Here is a 14,291-nt window from a genome sequence, read left to right on the forward strand (position 1 = left end):
AAGCTCCCTCGCCACAGGTGCCTCATGGCACACACAAAAAAGCCCCCGCTGCCGCAAGACAACGGGGGCTTATTGTGGATCGGAGCTACATCTCGACCTGCGTCCCCAGCTCGATCACCCGGTTCACCGGCAGGTTGAAGAAGCGCAGGTTGCCGTTGGCATTCTTCAGCAAGAAGGCGAACAGCAATTCGCGCCAGCGGGCCATGCCCTCGAGCTTGGAGGCGATGACCGTCTCGCGGCTGAGGAAGTAGGTGGTGCGCATCGGGCTGAAGTCCAGGTCATCCAGATGGCAGAGCTTGAGCGCCAGCGGCACATCCGGCTCGTCGGTGAAGCCAAAGTGCAGGATGACCCGGAAGAACCCTTCACCATAGGCATCGACCTCGAAGCGCCGTTGCGGCGGAACCCGGGGAATGTCTTCGTAGACCACCGTCAGCAACACCACCTGCTCGTGCAGCACCTGGTTATGCAGCAGGTTGTGCAACAGCGCATGGGGCACCGCGTCGGACCGCGCGGTCAGGAACACGGCGGTGCCCTGCACACGGTGCGGTGGCTGCACGCGGATGCTGCTGATGAAGATCGGCAACGGCAGCGCGCCTTCGTCAAGACGCTCCACCAGCAACTGCTTGCCGCGCTTCCAGGTGGTCATCAGCACGAACAGGGCAATACCCGCAACAACCGGGAAGGCGCCGCCCTGGATGATCTTCGGCACGTTGGCGGCAAAATACAGGCCGTCCACCAGGAGAAAACCGAGCAACACCGGCACCGCCAACAGCGGTGGCCACTTCCACAACAGCAGCATCACGGCCGAGACCAGGATCGTGGTCATCAACATGGTGCCGGTCACTGCCACGCCATAGGCCGACGCCAAGGCACCGGAGGATTCGAAGCCCAGCACCAGCAGGACCACGCCCACCATCAACGACCAGTTCACCGCGCCGATGTAGATCTGGCCCTGTTCGGCGCTGGAGGTGTGCTGGATGTACATGCGCGGGATGTAGCCGAGCTGGATCGCCTGGCGCGTCAGGGAAAACGCCCCGGAAATCACGGCTTGCGAAGCGATCACCGTGGCCAGGGTCGACAGGCCCACCAACGGGATCAACGCCCAGCTTGGCGCCAACAGGTAGAACGGGTTGCGCGCCGCTTCCGGGTCGCCCAGCAGCAATGCACCCTGACCGAAGTAGTTGAGCACCAGCGCCGGCAGCACCAGGATGAACCAGGCGCGTGCGATCGGTTTGCGACCGAAATGGCCCATGTCGGCGTACAGCGCTTCGGCGCCGGTCAGCGCCAGCACCACGGCACCGAGGATTGCCACGCCCATGCCGGGGTGCACGAGGAAGAAACGCACGGCCCAGGCCGGGTTCACCGCCTGCAGCACTTCCGGGTGCTGGCTGATGCCATAGACCCCCAGGGCGCCGAGCACCAGGAACCAGGTCACCATGATCGGGCCGAACAGGATGCCGATCCGCGCCGTACCGTGACGCTGGATAATGAAAAGCCCTACCAGCACCACCAACGACAGCGGCACCACCCAGTGGTCGATGCCCTCGAACGCCAGGCCAAGGCCTTCGATCGCCGAGAGCACGGAGATCGCCGGGGTGATCATGCTGTCGCCGTAGAACAGCGCTGCGCCGATCAGGCCGCAGATCACCAGAAAGGTCCGCAACCGCGCCCGCCCCGCTGCGGCCCGCCGTGCCAGGGCAGTGAGCGCCATGATCCCGCCCTCGCCCTGGTTGTCGGCCCGCAGAACGAACATCATGTACTTGATCGACACGACCCAGATCAGCGACCAGAAGATCAACGACAGGATGCCCAGCACGCCGTCATGGTTGACCGCCACGCCGTAGCCGCCGGAAAACACTTCTTTGAGGGTGTACAAGGGACTTGTGCCGATGTCGCCATAAACCACTCCGACCGCCGCCACCAGCATGCTCAGCGGCTTCGCTGCCGAATGCTCGGCACCCGCCGCCTGACTACTTGCATGACCCATCCAACACTCCTGATTCCCAGACCTGTCTGCTTGAACGAAAGCACTCTGCTACCTGACGCAGCATGCACTGTTTAACATCTCGTAACAGGTGTTTTGTTGACTGTAAAAACCGGTAAAGCGTAAAGGCGCGAAGCATAGCGCAGCACTCGTCGTTTTTCCCGGTATAAAGCTGGTCAACGGCCTCGTCCACCGCTAGAATTGCGCACTTTTTGATCAGAGGCGCGTCAGGCGTCCTGTCTCGGCAAGAGACGATCCCCCTACACCGAGGTTAGACATGTCCACCACTACCGCGCCAGCCAACCCGAAGGTTGGCTTCGTTTCCCTGGGTTGCCCGAAGGCTCTGGTCGACTCCGAGCGCATCCTGACCCAGCTGCGCATGGAAGGCTATGACGTCGTGTCCACGTACCAGGACGCCGACGTGGTAGTGGTCAACACTTGTGGCTTCATCGATTCGGCCAAGGCCGAGTCCCTGGAAGTGATCGGCGAAGCCATCAAGGAAAACGGCAAGGTCATCGTCACCGGCTGCATGGGCGTGGAAGAAGGCAACATCCGCGAGGTGCACCCCAGCGTGCTGGCGGTGACCGGCCCGCAGCAGTACGAGCAGGTGGTCAACGCCGTGCACGAGGTGGTGCCCCCGAAACAGGACCACAACCCGCTGATCGACCTGGTGCCGCCGCAAGGCATCAAGCTGACCCCGCGCCACTATGCCTACCTGAAGATTTCCGAAGGCTGCAACCACAGCTGCAGCTTCTGCATCATCCCGTCGATGCGCGGCAAGCTGGTGAGCCGCCCGGTGGGCGACGTGCTCGATGAAGCCCAGCGCCTGGTCAAGGCCGGCGTCAAGGAACTGCTGGTGATTTCCCAGGACACCAGCGCCTACGGCGTCGACGTGAAGTACCGCACCGGGTTCTGGAACGGCGCGCCGGTGAAAACCCGCATGACCGAACTGTGCGAGGCCCTCAGCACCCTCGGCGTCTGGGTTCGCCTGCATTACGTCTACCCGTACCCGCACGTCGACGAACTGATCCCGCTGATGGCCGCCGGCAAGATCCTGCCGTACCTGGACATCCCGTTCCAGCACGCCAGCCCGAAAGTGCTCAAGGCCATGAAACGCCCGGCGTTCGAAGACAAGACCCTGGCCCGGATCAAGAACTGGCGGGAAATCTGCCCAGACCTGATCATCCGCTCCACGTTCATCGTCGGCTTCCCCGGCGAAACCGAAGAAGACTTCCAGTACCTGCTGGATTGGCTGACCGAAGCCCAGCTCGACCGCGTCGGCTGCTTCCAGTACTCCCCGGTCGAAGGCGCGCCCGCCAACGACCTGAACCTGGACGTGGTGCCGGACGACATCAAGCAGGACCGCTGGGAGCGCTTCATGGCGCACCAGCAGGCCATCAGCTCGGCCCGCCTGCAAATGCGCATCGGCCGTGAAATCGAAGTGCTGGTGGATGAAGTCGACGAACAGGGTGCCGTGGGCCGCTGCTTCTTCGACGCCCCGGAAATCGACGGCAACGTCTTCATCGACAACGGCAGCCACCTCAAGCCAGGCGACAAGGTCTGGTGCAAGGTGACCGACGCCGATGAGTACGACTTGTGGGCTGAGCAGATCAACTGATCGAGCCACTGCAATACCTTGTGGGAGCGGGCTTGCTCGCGAAAGCGGCGTATCAGTCAACCGTCATGTCGACTGACACACCGCCTTCGCGGGCAAGCCCGCTCCCACAGTTTTTTGAAACCCGGTAAAAATTGAAAAGCCCCGCCCTTGCGACAAGATGCGGGGCTTTTTTACGGCTATCGTATGGAGAACATCAGGTCATCCAGCACAAGGAACAGGCGGGCATGCGGCAGCATTCGGTCATCCATACACCGAAATCCAGCGATTACCAGGAACTGACCCAGGTATGGGAGGCATCGGTGCGCGCGACCCATGACTTCCTGCCGGACAGCTACATCGAGTTGCTCAAGAACCTGGTGCTCACCCGCTACCTGGACGCGGTGATGCTCATTTGCACCCGGGACACCCGCCAACGGATTACCGGCTTCGCCGGCGTGGCGGCCGGCAAGATCGAAATGCTCTTCATCGACCCGCAGCACCGCGGCCAAGGCCTGGGCAAGCAACTGCTGCACTACGCCATGGAACACCTGAACGCCGACGAGCTGGACGTCAACGAACAAAACCCCCAGGCCCTGGGTTTCTATCTCAAGCAAGGTTTCGAAGTCATCGGCCGCTCGGAACGGGACGGCATGAACCAGCCCTACCCGTTGCTGCACATGCGCTACAAGCAATCCGACCTGAAGGCCCGGCGCGGCTAAAAGCCACACAGCGCAAATGGACCCGCGATTAACCGGCGCCAGGCAGGTACAATGCCCACCCTCTTTTTGTTACGGCCCTGTCATGACTGACCCGATTCGTCTCTCCAAACGCCTCATCGAACTCGTCGGCTGTTCTCGTCGCGAGGCTGAGCTGTTCATCGAGGGCGGCTGGGTCACCGTGGACGGTGAAGTGATCGATGAACCGCAGTTCAAGGTCACCACCGAAAAGGTCGCACTGGACCCCGAGGCCAAGGCCACCGCGCCGGAGCCGGTCACCCTGCTGTTGAACGTTCCCGCCGGCCAGGACGTCGACACCGCCATGGCATCCCTGGGGCCGCAGACCCTGAGCGAAGAACATCGCTTCGGCAAGCGGCCGCTCAAGGGTCACTTCCTGCGCCTGAGCGCCAGCGCCGACCTGCAAGCCAATGCCAGCGGCCTGCTGGTGTTCACCCAGGACTGGAAAGTCCTGCGCAAGCTCACCGCCGATGCCGCCAAGATCGAACAGGAATACGTGGTGGAAGTCGAAGGCGAAATGGTCGCCCACGGCCTCAACCGCCTGAACCACGGCTTGACCTACAAGGGCAAGGAGTTGCCGGCGGTCAAGGCCAGTTGGCAGAACGAAAACCGCCTGCGCTTCGCCATGAAGAACCCGCAACCGGGCGTGATCGCGCTGCTCTGCCAGGCCGTCGGCCTCAAGGTGGTCGCCATTCGCCGCATTCGCATCGGCGGCGTGTCCATCGGCAAGGTGCCGCTGGGCCAGTGGCGTTACCTGTCCGCAAAAGAAAAGTTCTAATTCTACGGCGCCGCACCGAGCCGGGCGCCCACTGCCGATTGATCAGGATTGCACACATGATTCACAACGACGTACTGCGCAGCGTGCGCTACATGCTCGACATCAGCGACAAGAAAGTCATCGAGATCATCAAGCTCGGCGGCCTGGAAGTGGCCCTGGCGGACCTGGCCGGCTACCTCAAGAAAGACGAGGAAGAAGGCTTCGTGTTCTGCCCTGACGAGGTCATGGCGCACTTTCTCGATGGCCTGGTGATCTTCAAGCGTGGCAAGGACGAAAGCCGTCCACCGCAACCGATCGAAGTGCCGGTGACCAACAACATCATCCTCAAGAAGCTGCGAGTGGCCTTCGAGCTGAAGGAAGACGACATGCACGCCATCCTCAAGGCGGCCGACTTCCCGGTTTCCAAGCCGGAACTGAGCGCGCTGTTCCGCAAGTTCGGCCACACCAACTACCGCCCGTGTGGCGACCAGTTGCTGCGCAACTTCCTCAAGGGCCTGACGCTGCGCGTCAGAGCTTAAACAACAGTTCCAAGCTTCGAGCGGCAAGCTTTTCACTTGCAGCTTGGAACTTGAAGCTTGAGGCTGCAATGACCTATAACGTTTCTCCCATCGGCTTCGTCCGCTCCTGTTTCAAGGAGAAGTTCGCCATCCCCCGGCAACCGCAGTTGGCCCCCGCCGCACGCGGCGTGCTGGAACTGGTGGCGCCGTTCGACCAAGGGGATGCGGTGCAGGGCCTGGAGCAGGTCAGCCATGTCTGGCTGCTGTTCCTGTTCCACCAGGCCCTGGAAGACAAGCCGCGATTGAAAGTGCGCCCGCCGCGCCTGGGCGGCAACAAGTCCATGGGCGTGTTCGCCACCCGTGCGACCCATCGCCCCAACGGCATCGGCCAGTCGGTGGTCAAGCTGGAACGGGTAGAAGCCGGACGCCTGTGGATCTCGGGCATCGACCTGCTGGACGGCACTCCCGTGCTGGACATCAAGCCCTACGTGCCCTATGCCGACATTATCGACTCCGCGTCCAACGGCATCGCCAGTGCGGCGCCGGAATTGATTCCAGTGCGGTGGGCGGACACTGCCCTGCTTCAAGCCCACGAGCACGCCACGCGTCTGGGAGAGCCCCTGGTGGAGCTGATTGAGCAGTGCCTGGCCCAAGACCCGCGCCCGGCGTACCAGATGCCTACCGCCGAACGGGAATATGGCGCGCAATTCTGGGACCTGGACGTTCGTTGGCATTACCCGCAGGCGGGGTTGATTCGGGTGTTGGAAGTGGTTCCGGCGAAACCGTAAACACCAGAAACGAAAAAGCCCGCGCGGCCTTCATCAGGCGGCGCGGGCTTTTTCATGGGACAACGCTGAACCGAGGTGCCTGCTTCGCGGGCAAGCCCGCTCCCACACTGGATCTCTGGTGAACGCCGAATCTGTGTTCAAAGCAAATCAATGTGGGAGCGGGGCTTGCTCGCGAAGGCGGGCTAACAGCCAATGGCTATGTTGGCTGACGCCCCCCTGCAAGTCGCTCAGCGCAAGCTTACTTCTCTACAAACGCCCGCTCGATCAGGTAATCACCCGGCTCGCGCATACGCGGCGAAACGGTCAGGCCGAAGCTGTTGAGCACTTCGCTGGTCTCGTCGAGCATGCTCGGGCTGCCGCACAGCATGGCGCGGTCGTCCTGCGGGTTGATCGGCGGCAGGCCGATGTCGCGGAACAGCTTGCCGCTGCGCATCAGGTCGGTCAGGCGGCCTTCGTTCTCGAACGGCTCGCGGGTCACGGTCGGGTAGTAGATCAACTTCTCGCGCAGCGCTTCGCCGAAGAACTCGTTCTGCGGCAAGTGCTCGGTGATGAATTCGCGGTAGGCGACTTCATTGACGTAGCGAACGCCGTGGCACAGGATCACCTTTTCGAAACGCTCGTAGGTTTCCGGATCCTGGATGACGCTCATGAACGGCGCCAGGCCGGTGCCGGTGCTGAGCAGGTACAGATGCTTGCCAGGCTTGAGGTCGTCCAGCACCAGGGTGCCGGTGGGTTTCTTGCTGATGATGATCTCGTCGCCTTCCTTCAGGTGCTGCAACTGGGAAGTCAGCGGACCGTCGGGAACCTTGATGCTGAAGAATTCGAGATGCTCTTCCCAGTTCGGGCTGGCGATCGAGTAAGCGCGCATAAGCGGGCGGCCGTTGGGCTGCTGCAGGCCGATCATCACGAACTGACCGTTCTCGAAGCGCAGGCCCGGATCGCGGGTGCACTTGAAGCTGAACAGTGTGTCGTTCCAGTGATGAACACTGAGGACACGCTCGTGGTTCATGTTGCTCATGTACGGGGACTCCTGGGAATGTTGCCTGCGTCGTCAAGGTGCGCAATTGCATCGCATTCTAATGGCGACGACAATATCTGTTAACTGAATTATTAAGATAAGGGTTATCGGTTATATAGATATGCGATTTACTCTACGTCAACTTCAAGTCTTCGTCGCCGTCGCCCAGCAAGAGAGCGTGTCTCGCGCTGCGGGCCTGCTCAACCTGTCGCAATCGGCGGCCAGCACTTCCATCACCGAACTGGAGCGGCAATCGAGCTGCCAACTGTTCGACCGTGCCGGCAAGCGCCTGAGCCTCAACGCCCTCGGCAAACAACTGCTGCCCCAGGCCGTAGCGCTGCTGGACCAGGCCAAGGAGATCGAAGACCTGCTCAACGGCAAGTCCGGTTTCGGTTCTTTGGCGGTCGGCGCGACCCTGACCATCGGCAATTACCTGGCGACCCTGCTGATCGGCGGCTTCATGCAGCGTCATCCGGAAAGCCAGGTGAAGCTGCATGTGCAGAACACTGCCAATATCGTGCACCAAGTGGCCCATTATGAAATTGATCTGGGTCTAATCGAAGGCGATTGCAACCACCCGGACATCGAGGTGCAGAGCTGGGTCGAAGATGAACTGGTGGTGTTCTGCGCACCGCAGCACCCACTGGCCAAACGCGGCCAGGCAAGCATGGAGGAGCTGACCCACGAAGCGTGGATATTGCGCGAACAGGGGTCGGGCACGCGGCTGACCTTCGACCAGGCCATGCGTCATCATCGCAGCGCGCTGAACATTCGCCTGGAACTGGAACACACCGAGGCGATCAAGCGCGCCGTGGAGTCGGGCCTGGGCATCGGCTGCATTTCTCGCCTGGCCCTGCGCGACGCCTTCCGCCGTGGCAGCCTGGTGGCCGTGGAAACCCCGGACATGGACCTGGCGAGGCAGTTCTACTTCATCTGGCACAAGCAGAAGTACCAGACCTCGGCCATGCGTGAATTCCTGGAGCTGTGCCGAGCCTTCACCGCCGGGGTCCAGCGCAGCGACGAGATCGTGCTGCCAGCCATTGCCTGAAGGGTTAAAGCAGGATCACGCCCCACACCAGGGCGATCATCGTCAGGGCGACGAGCTGGGCAGCGCTGCCCATGTCCTTGGCGTTTTTCGACAAGGGGTGCAGTTCCAGGGAAATGCGGTCGATCGCCGCTTCCACTGCCGAGTTGAGCAGTTCCACGATCAATGCCAACAGGCAGACCGCGATCAACAGCGCCTGCTCGACCCGGCTGACGTTCAGGAAGAACGACAACGGGATCAGCACGACATTGAGCAGCACCAACTGACGGAAAGCCGCTTCACCGACAAACGCGGCGCGCAGCCCGTCCAGGGAATAGCCGGAGGCGTTGAGGATGCGTTTCAGGCCGGTTTGGCCTTTAAAAGGTGACATAGAGTAGGCACTGATCGAAAAGGAGTGGAGAAGCTAATTCAAGTCCGGTCAAAAAAGCGTGAAGCCGTCCTTCAAGCCTGCGGCGAAATTGACTCAAGTTGTTGCAACAGCAAGGCCGCCTGGGTCCGGGTGCGCACGTTCAGCTTGCGAAAAATCGCCGTGACGTGGGCCTTGATGGTGGCCTCCGACACGTTCAGCTCATAGGCGATCTGCTTGTTCAGCAGCCCCTCGCACACCATGGTCAAAACCCGGAACTGTTGTGGCGTGAGGCTGGCCAGGCCCTCGCTGGCGGCCTTGGCTTCTTCGGAGACGCTCACCGCTTCGAAAGCCTGCGGTGGCCAGGACACATCGCCATCGAGCACGGCCTTCACGGCCTTCTGGATCATCTCCAGGGAACTGGACTTGGGAATGAACCCACTGGCCCCGAATTCGCGCGCCTTGACCATCACCGAAGCTTCTTCCTGGGCCGAAACCATCACCACGGGAATCTGCGGGTATTGGCCGCGCAACAGCACCAGGCCTGAAAAACCATAGGCACCTGGCATGTTCAGGTCCAGCAGGACGAGATCCCAGTCGGCCTTTTCAGTCAGCCGGGCTTCCAGCTCCGCGATACTGGCCACCTCCGTCAACCGGACATCCGGGCCGAGGCCCAGGGTCACTGCCTGACGCAACGCGCTGCGAAAGAGCGGGTGGTCGTCGGCAATCAGGATTTCGTATGTGGCCATTTTTTCAATGATCCTGTTTTTAATGGCGGGCCGATGCATTCGCGCCCTGCCAAAACAACTCAAGTCCACAGGGGCACATTTAGCGCCAAACACAGCATCTTAGCCGTTGGCCGCACCCGGGTCGGCGCCAAGCATGCCCAGCGAAGCCGGGGTGGTCAAGCAGCACGGCTGCCCCTGCGTCCAGTATGGGCCACTATTGCGCCAACACAGCAGGTGCAGTGTGGATGAAGGGCTGCAACTCGGCGTGGGCCGGGGTCGAGATATTCACCGCCTGCTGGCGCTTGGCACCCAGGTAGTGCTGGCTGAACACGTCGAAATAAGCGTCGAGGGCCGACGCGGCATCGCTGTCTCCTGCCAGTTCCAGGCACAACGCCGCGACCTCGGCGGTGCACAGGTGCTCGCTGCGGGTCGAACGGCGCAAGCGGTAGCGCGACAACCGGTCGGGCAGCAGGCTGAGGATCGGCAGCCGGTCGAAGTACGGGCTCTTGCGAAAAATCTTCCGCGCTTCTGTCCAGGTGGCATCCAGCAGGATGAACAACGGGCGCCTGGCCTGATCAAGGTCAACCGTGTGGGTCACCCGGGAAGGCTCGACGTACTCGCCCGGAAACACCAGGTACGGTTGCCACTGGGGGTCGTTCAACAGCGCCAGCAGCTGCGCATCGACATCGGTGCGCGACCAGATGAACGCGTGATTGTCGCGCACCACGTCGGCAATCAGCCAGCCGGTGTTGCTTGGCTTGAACACTTCCTTGTTGGTCATGATCAGGCAGATCCCGGAACGGGTCTCGACACTCGGTCGCCAGGCACACAGGCAGTGGCTCTCGATCACTCGGCAGGCGCTGCAACGGGGAGCCCGCCAGCCACGGGCCTGAAGCGGCTTGATGCCTTCATCGATGCGCTGGTCGCGCAGGCGGGCGACGGCGTTGGGGGCATGTTTCATCGGGGGCGACACCGACGTACAAGGGAACTGGACACGAACAACACTCGGCAGGGCAATAAAGGCCGGCAGTCTACCAGAGCGCGCAAGCCTGTACCGTCCACCCTAGCTCCCCTATAATTCCCGGCCACTGAACGCACAGTCATGTGATCGGTCGAACAAACCGTCACTGAACCAGGAGAGTTTCATGCTGCGCCTTATCGTCCCTACCGTTGCCGTTCTGCTGGCGACGTCCTTCAGCGCTCAGGCTGCTTCGCTGAAAGAACTCGAACTGAACAAGATGTTGCAGAACGTTGCCAAGGAAAGCAGCATCGGTACGCCGCGGGCGATCAACGAAGATATTCTCGACCAGGGCTATACCGTCGAAGGCACCGAGCTGATCAACCACCTCAGTGTGCAGAGCAGCCACGCGCAGAAAATGCGTGCAGACCCCAAGGCCGTGTATTTCCAGCTGGGTTCCACGGTGTGCACCAACCCGGGTTTCCGCAAGCTGATGGCCAAGGGCGCGACGATGCGTTACGAGTTTACCGAGGTCAAGACCAACCGCCCGGTCGCCACGGAACGCTTCCAGGAATCGGATTGCCCGAAAGCGACCAAGCCGAAGAAGTAACCCTGCCGGCCCCGTGGCCTGTAGGCATCAACCACACAGGCCACTGTCGCGCCGCTGCTCATCATCGGCGCGCAATTCCTCCACCAGCGCCTGCAGGTAGCGCGAGCGCCAGGCCCGCCCTTCCAACCGGCGGCAGCACTCTTCCTCCAGGCTCACTCGATTGGCCTGGGCCGACTCCAGCAGCATCAGGTACAACTGCCTGTCGAGTTCCAGTGTCACCCTCATCTTTCACGCCTCCCTGCACGATCCGTCCTCAATCCACCGCGTGGCACCCAGCCTTGGGCATCTGCTTGCATGGGCACGCTTGATATCCAGTAAATCAGAGCCCTGTACACCTGGCTGGACATCTGACGAGCGGCGCGGCGCATCCACGCCTGTATCCAGCGGTTGCCAACTGTCACTTTTGAGCGCCATGATCAAGACAGCAACGATCGGGGCGAGGATCTGGATTCGTCCTGCCAAGAAGGAGAAGTTGAATGCCTTATAAACCGAATGACCTGCTCAGTCGTCATTTTGAGAACCACGGCCACGACCTCATCCACAAGGTTGAAGAACAACTCAACCTGGTCTCACCCAACAGCCCGAACCTTCCCATCTATCGCGACATGATCCTGACCGTACTGCGTATGGCCCAGGAAGATCACAACCGCTGGAATGCCAAGATCACCCTCCAGGCACTGCGGGAACTGGAACATGCCTTCCGCACGCTCGAACAGTTCAAGGGACGGCGCAAGGTGACCGTCTTCGGCTCGGCCCGGACGCCGATCGAGCATCCCCTGTACGGCCAGGCCCGGGAACTCGGGATGGCGCTGGCGCGCTCGGACATGATGGTCATCACCGGTGCCGGCGGCGGCATCATGGCGGCGGCCCATGAAGGCGCAGGACGCGACCACAGCCTGGGATTCAACATCACCCTGCCTTTCGAACAGCACGCCAACCCGACCGTCGAGGGCACGCCGAACCTGCTGCCGTTCCACTTTTTCTTCACCCGCAAACTGTTCTTCGTCAAGGAAGCCGACGCCCTGGTGCTCTGCCCGGGCGGCTTCGGCACGCTGGATGAAGCCCTTGAGGTATTGACGCTGGTGCAGACCGGCAAGAGCCCGCTGGTGCCGGTAGTCCTGCTGGACATGCCGGGCGGCAAGTTCTGGCAAGGCGCCCTGGACTTCATCCGTGACCAACTGGAGGAGAACCGCTACATCCTGCCCACGGACATGAAACTGATGCGCCTGGTGTACAACGCCGAAGACGCCGTGGAGGAGATCAACCAGTTCTATCGCAACTTCCACTCCAGCCGCTGGCTCAAGCACCAGTTCGTGATTCGCATGAACCACAAGCTCAGCGAACAGGCACTTCAACAGATGCAGGTGGCCTTCGCCGACCTGTGTCTCAATGACTGCTTTCATCAGCATGACTACAGCGACGAAGAACACGATGAGGCCCGCTTCAGCCATCTGACGCGACTGGCCTTTACCTTCAACGCCCGCGATCACGGTCGCTTGAGGGAACTGGTGGACTACATCAACCTGGCAGAGAACTGGGCCGAACCCACCCAGAAGGACCACCCCTTTACATGGGAGCCGATCAAGGCGACTTGAGACCATAAAAAAAGGCCCGCTATCGAAATAGCGGGCCTTTTTGTTCAATCATCCAGACCGCGACCGCTGAACAAACGGTTGATCATTTCCATGGAATACCCCCGATACGCCAGGAATCGCCCTTGCTTGGCGCGTTCCCGTGCATCGACGGGCAAATGCCCGGAAAACTTGCGGCGCCAGGTGTCCGTCAATTGCTCTTGCCAATCGATACCGCTTTCGCGCAGGGCGAGCTCGATATCCGCGCGTTGCAAACCTCGTTGCCCCAACTCTTCGCGAATTCGCAACGGACCGTAACCGGAGCGGGCGCGATACGAGACAAAGCTTTCAAGGTAGCGGGCTTCCGACAGCAGGCCTTCCTCGGTCAAACGGTCGAGGGCCGTGTCGATCAACTCATCGGGCGCACCGCGCTGACGCAGCTTGCGCGTCAGCTCGACCCGCCCGTGCTCGCGCCTGGCAAGCAGATCCATCGCCGTTCGCCGCACCGCGACGAGGGTATCGAGTACGACGGTCATCGAATCGATCAGATGTCAGCGTCAGCCATGTCGTCAGCGGTCTCGCGGCTGGCCAGTGCCTTGACGTCGGCAACCGGGCTCAGCAGCTTGTCGCGCAGTTGCTTCTCGAGGGCCGCAGCGACTTCCGGGTTGTCCGCCAGGAACTTGGCCGAGTTGGCCTTGCCCTGACCGATCTTGGTGCCGTTGTAGGCATACCAGGCGCCGGACTTCTCGACGAAACCGTGCAATACACCCAGGTCGATCATTTCGCCATTGAGGTAGATGCCCTTGCCGTAGAGGATCTGGAACTCGGCCTGACGGAACGGCGAAGCCACCTTGTTCTTCACAACCTTGACGCGGGTTTCGCTGCCGACCACTTCGTCGCCTTCTTTCACCGCGCCAGTACGACGGATGTCCAGGCGAACCGAGGCGTAGAACTTCAGCGCGTTACCGCCGGTCGTGGTTTCCGGGCTGCCGAACATCACGCCGATCTTCATGCGGATCTGGTTGATGAAGATCACCAGGCAGTTGGCGTTCTTGATGTTACCGGTGATCTTGCGCAGGGCCTGGGACATCAGGCGAGCCTGGAGGCCCACGTGCATGTCGCCCATTTCACCTTCGATTTCAGCTTTTGGCACCAGGGCGGCCACGGAGTCGACGATGATCACGTCAACCGCGTTGGAACGCACCAGCATGTCGGTGATTTCCAGGGCCTGTTCGCCGGTGTCCGGCTGGGAAACCAGCAGGTCGTCGACGTTGACGCCCAGCTTGCCGGCGTATTCCGGGTCCAGGGCGTGTTCGGCGTCGACGAAGGCGCAGGTCGCGCCGGCCTTCTGGGCCTGGGCGATCACGGACAGGGTCAGCGTGGTTTTACCGGACGACTCAGGGCCGTAGATTTCAACGATCCGGCCTTTTGGCAGGCCGCCGATGCCCAGCGCAATGTCCAGGCCCAGGGAGCCGGTGGAGATGGAAGGAATAGCCTGACGGTCTTGATCGCCCATACGCATTACGGCACCCTTGCCGAATTGACGTTCGATCTGACCCAAGGCCGCAGCCAAGGCTTTCTTCTTGTTGTCGTCCATTAAAGTCCTCACGTAATCAATAAGGCCTGGCGGCCAACAC

16 protein-coding genes are annotated in these 14,291 nt (G+C 61.3%); 8 read left to right on the forward strand and 8 right to left on the reverse strand.

Annotation, left to right across the window (positions count from 1 at the left end; genetic code table 11):
* Positions 1–85 precede the first annotated feature (85 nt).
* Positions 86–1,927 carry a potassium transporter Kup gene (locus AD664_RS14880; RefSeq protein ID WP_371260961.1) on the reverse strand — a complete coding sequence of 614 codons (1,842 nt, stop codon included), beginning with the start codon at positions 1,925–1,927 and terminating at the stop codon, positions 86–88.
* A gap of 334 nt (positions 1,928–2,261) precedes the next feature.
* On the opposite strand from AD664_RS14880, the gene rimO reads away from it, so the two are divergent.
* From rimO to tsaA, 5 genes are all read left to right on the forward strand, one after another.
* Entirely contained in the window at positions 2,262–3,602 is a 1,341-nt protein-coding gene (rimO, locus tag AD664_RS14885) for a 30S ribosomal protein S12 methylthiotransferase RimO (RefSeq protein ID WP_053147549.1), read from the forward strand.
* A gap of 224 nt (positions 3,603–3,826) precedes the next feature.
* Entirely contained in the window at positions 3,827–4,300 is a 474-nt protein-coding gene (locus AD664_RS14890; protein ID WP_047736990.1) for a GNAT family N-acetyltransferase, read from the forward strand.
* 82 nt (positions 4,301–4,382) lie between these two features.
* The gene (locus tag AD664_RS14895) at positions 4,383–5,093 is read left to right on the forward strand and encodes an rRNA pseudouridine synthase (RefSeq protein WP_053147551.1); all 711 of its coding nucleotides are present in this window, start codon (positions 4,383–4,385) and stop codon (positions 5,091–5,093) included.
* A gap of 56 nt (positions 5,094–5,149) precedes the next feature.
* Positions 5,150–5,611 carry a DUF1456 family protein gene (locus AD664_RS14900; protein ID WP_053147552.1) on the forward strand — a complete coding sequence of 154 codons (462 nt, stop codon included), beginning with the start codon at positions 5,150–5,152 and terminating at the stop codon, positions 5,609–5,611.
* 68 nt (positions 5,612–5,679) lie between these two features.
* Positions 5,680–6,378 carry a tRNA (N6-threonylcarbamoyladenosine(37)-N6)-methyltransferase TrmO gene (gene tsaA, locus AD664_RS14905; protein WP_053147553.1) on the forward strand — a complete coding sequence of 233 codons (699 nt, stop codon included), beginning with the start codon at positions 5,680–5,682 and terminating at the stop codon, positions 6,376–6,378.
* A gap of 238 nt (positions 6,379–6,616) precedes the next feature.
* On the opposite strand, the gene fpr is transcribed toward tsaA, so the two are convergent.
* On the reverse strand, positions 6,617–7,396 hold the full coding sequence (gene fpr, locus AD664_RS14910; protein WP_003198368.1) for a ferredoxin-NADP reductase: 780 nt from the start codon (positions 7,394–7,396) through the stop codon (positions 6,617–6,619).
* Between the two features lie 121 nt (positions 7,397–7,517).
* On the opposite strand from fpr, the gene AD664_RS14915 reads away from it, so the two are divergent.
* Positions 7,518–8,444, forward strand: a complete 927-nt coding sequence (locus tag AD664_RS14915) for a LysR family transcriptional regulator (protein ID WP_042730781.1) — start codon at positions 7,518–7,520, stop codon at positions 8,442–8,444.
* Positions 8,445–8,448: 4 nt separating this feature from the next.
* Here the strand turns inward: AD664_RS14915 and AD664_RS14920 are convergent, their stop codons facing one another.
* From AD664_RS14920 to AD664_RS14930, 3 genes are all read right to left on the reverse strand, one after another.
* Positions 8,449–8,811: a diacylglycerol kinase gene (locus AD664_RS14920; protein ID WP_042730780.1), complete on the reverse strand. Its 363-nt coding sequence runs from the start codon at positions 8,809–8,811 to the stop codon at positions 8,449–8,451.
* Positions 8,812–8,882: 71 nt separating this feature from the next.
* Positions 8,883–9,536, reverse strand: coding sequence for a response regulator transcription factor ErdR (gene erdR / locus AD664_RS14925; protein ID WP_053147554.1), 654 nt, complete (start codon positions 9,534–9,536; stop codon positions 8,883–8,885).
* Positions 9,537–9,729: 193 nt separating this feature from the next.
* Positions 9,730–10,476, reverse strand: a complete 747-nt coding sequence (locus AD664_RS14930) for a tRNA-uridine aminocarboxypropyltransferase (RefSeq protein ID WP_053147556.1) — start codon at positions 10,474–10,476, stop codon at positions 9,730–9,732.
* Between the two features lie 184 nt (positions 10,477–10,660).
* Between AD664_RS14930 and AD664_RS14935 the strand changes: the two genes are divergently transcribed.
* Complete coding sequence (locus tag AD664_RS14935; protein WP_042730777.1) at positions 10,661–11,083, forward strand: quorum-sensing-regulated virulence factor family protein; 423 nt, start codon at positions 10,661–10,663, stop codon at positions 11,081–11,083.
* Between the two features lie 27 nt (positions 11,084–11,110).
* Here AD664_RS14935 and AD664_RS14940 read toward each other — a convergent pair whose 3' ends face one another.
* The gene (locus AD664_RS14940; protein WP_042730776.1) at positions 11,111–11,308 is read right to left on the reverse strand and encodes a hypothetical protein; all 198 of its coding nucleotides are present in this window, start codon (positions 11,306–11,308) and stop codon (positions 11,111–11,113) included.
* 251 nt (positions 11,309–11,559) lie between these two features.
* On the opposite strand from AD664_RS14940, the gene AD664_RS14945 reads away from it, so the two are divergent.
* Positions 11,560–12,678 carry a TIGR00730 family Rossman fold protein gene (locus AD664_RS14945; RefSeq protein WP_053147558.1) on the forward strand — a complete coding sequence of 373 codons (1,119 nt, stop codon included), beginning with the start codon at positions 11,560–11,562 and terminating at the stop codon, positions 12,676–12,678.
* A gap of 44 nt (positions 12,679–12,722) precedes the next feature.
* Here AD664_RS14945 and recX read toward each other — a convergent pair whose 3' ends face one another.
* Complete coding sequence (gene recX / locus AD664_RS14950) at positions 12,723–13,190, reverse strand: recombination regulator RecX (protein WP_053147560.1); 468 nt, start codon at positions 13,188–13,190, stop codon at positions 12,723–12,725.
* An 8-nt stretch (positions 13,191–13,198) separates the two neighbouring features.
* A complete protein-coding gene (gene recA / locus AD664_RS14955; RefSeq protein WP_053147562.1) occupies positions 13,199–14,251 on the reverse strand; it encodes a recombinase RecA in 1,053 nt (350 codons plus the stop codon).
* Positions 14,252–14,291: the final 40 nt, after the last annotated feature.

The organism is Pseudomonas sp. P97.38 (assembly GCF_001269745.1).
GTDB classification, from domain to species: domain Bacteria; phylum Pseudomonadota; class Gammaproteobacteria; order Pseudomonadales; family Pseudomonadaceae; genus Aquipseudomonas; species Aquipseudomonas chlororaphis_E.

What these genes read in the sequence shown, in the direction of transcription:
- AD664_RS14880 (WP_371260961.1), bottom strand. Translation starts at nt 1,927, where the DNA reads ATGCTGGTGGCGGCGGTCGGAGTGGTTTATGGCGACATCGGCACAAGT.
- rimO (WP_053147549.1), top strand. Translation starts at nt 2,262, where the DNA reads ATGTCCACCACTACCGCGCCAGCCAACCCGAAGGTTGGCTTCGTTTCC.
- AD664_RS14890 (WP_047736990.1), top strand. Translation starts at nt 3,827, where the DNA reads ATGCGGCAGCATTCGGTCATCCATACACCGAAATCCAGCGATTACCAG.
- AD664_RS14895 (WP_053147551.1), top strand. Translation starts at nt 4,383, where the DNA reads ATGACTGACCCGATTCGTCTCTCCAAACGCCTCATCGAACTCGTCGGC.
- AD664_RS14900 (WP_053147552.1), top strand. Translation starts at nt 5,150, where the DNA reads ATGATTCACAACGACGTACTGCGCAGCGTGCGCTACATGCTCGACATC.
- tsaA (WP_053147553.1), top strand. Translation starts at nt 5,680, where the DNA reads ATGACCTATAACGTTTCTCCCATCGGCTTCGTCCGCTCCTGTTTCAAG.
- fpr (WP_003198368.1), bottom strand. Translation starts at nt 7,396, where the DNA reads ATGAGCAACATGAACCACGAGCGTGTCCTCAGTGTTCATCACTGGAAC.
- AD664_RS14915 (WP_042730781.1), top strand. Translation starts at nt 7,518, where the DNA reads ATGCGATTTACTCTACGTCAACTTCAAGTCTTCGTCGCCGTCGCCCAG.
- AD664_RS14920 (WP_042730780.1), bottom strand. Translation starts at nt 8,811, where the DNA reads ATGTCACCTTTTAAAGGCCAAACCGGCCTGAAACGCATCCTCAACGCC.
- erdR (WP_053147554.1), bottom strand. Translation starts at nt 9,536, where the DNA reads ATGGCCACATACGAAATCCTGATTGCCGACGACCACCCGCTCTTTCGC.
- AD664_RS14930 (WP_053147556.1), bottom strand. Translation starts at nt 10,476, where the DNA reads ATGAAACATGCCCCCAACGCCGTCGCCCGCCTGCGCGACCAGCGCATC.
- AD664_RS14935 (WP_042730777.1), top strand. Translation starts at nt 10,661, where the DNA reads ATGCTGCGCCTTATCGTCCCTACCGTTGCCGTTCTGCTGGCGACGTCC.
- AD664_RS14940 (WP_042730776.1), bottom strand. Translation starts at nt 11,308, where the DNA reads ATGAGGGTGACACTGGAACTCGACAGGCAGTTGTACCTGATGCTGCTG.
- AD664_RS14945 (WP_053147558.1), top strand. Translation starts at nt 11,560, where the DNA reads ATGCCTTATAAACCGAATGACCTGCTCAGTCGTCATTTTGAGAACCAC.
- recX (WP_053147560.1), bottom strand. Translation starts at nt 13,190, where the DNA reads ATGACCGTCGTACTCGATACCCTCGTCGCGGTGCGGCGAACGGCGATG.
- recA (WP_053147562.1), bottom strand. Translation starts at nt 14,251, where the DNA reads ATGGACGACAACAAGAAGAAAGCCTTGGCTGCGGCCTTGGGTCAGATC.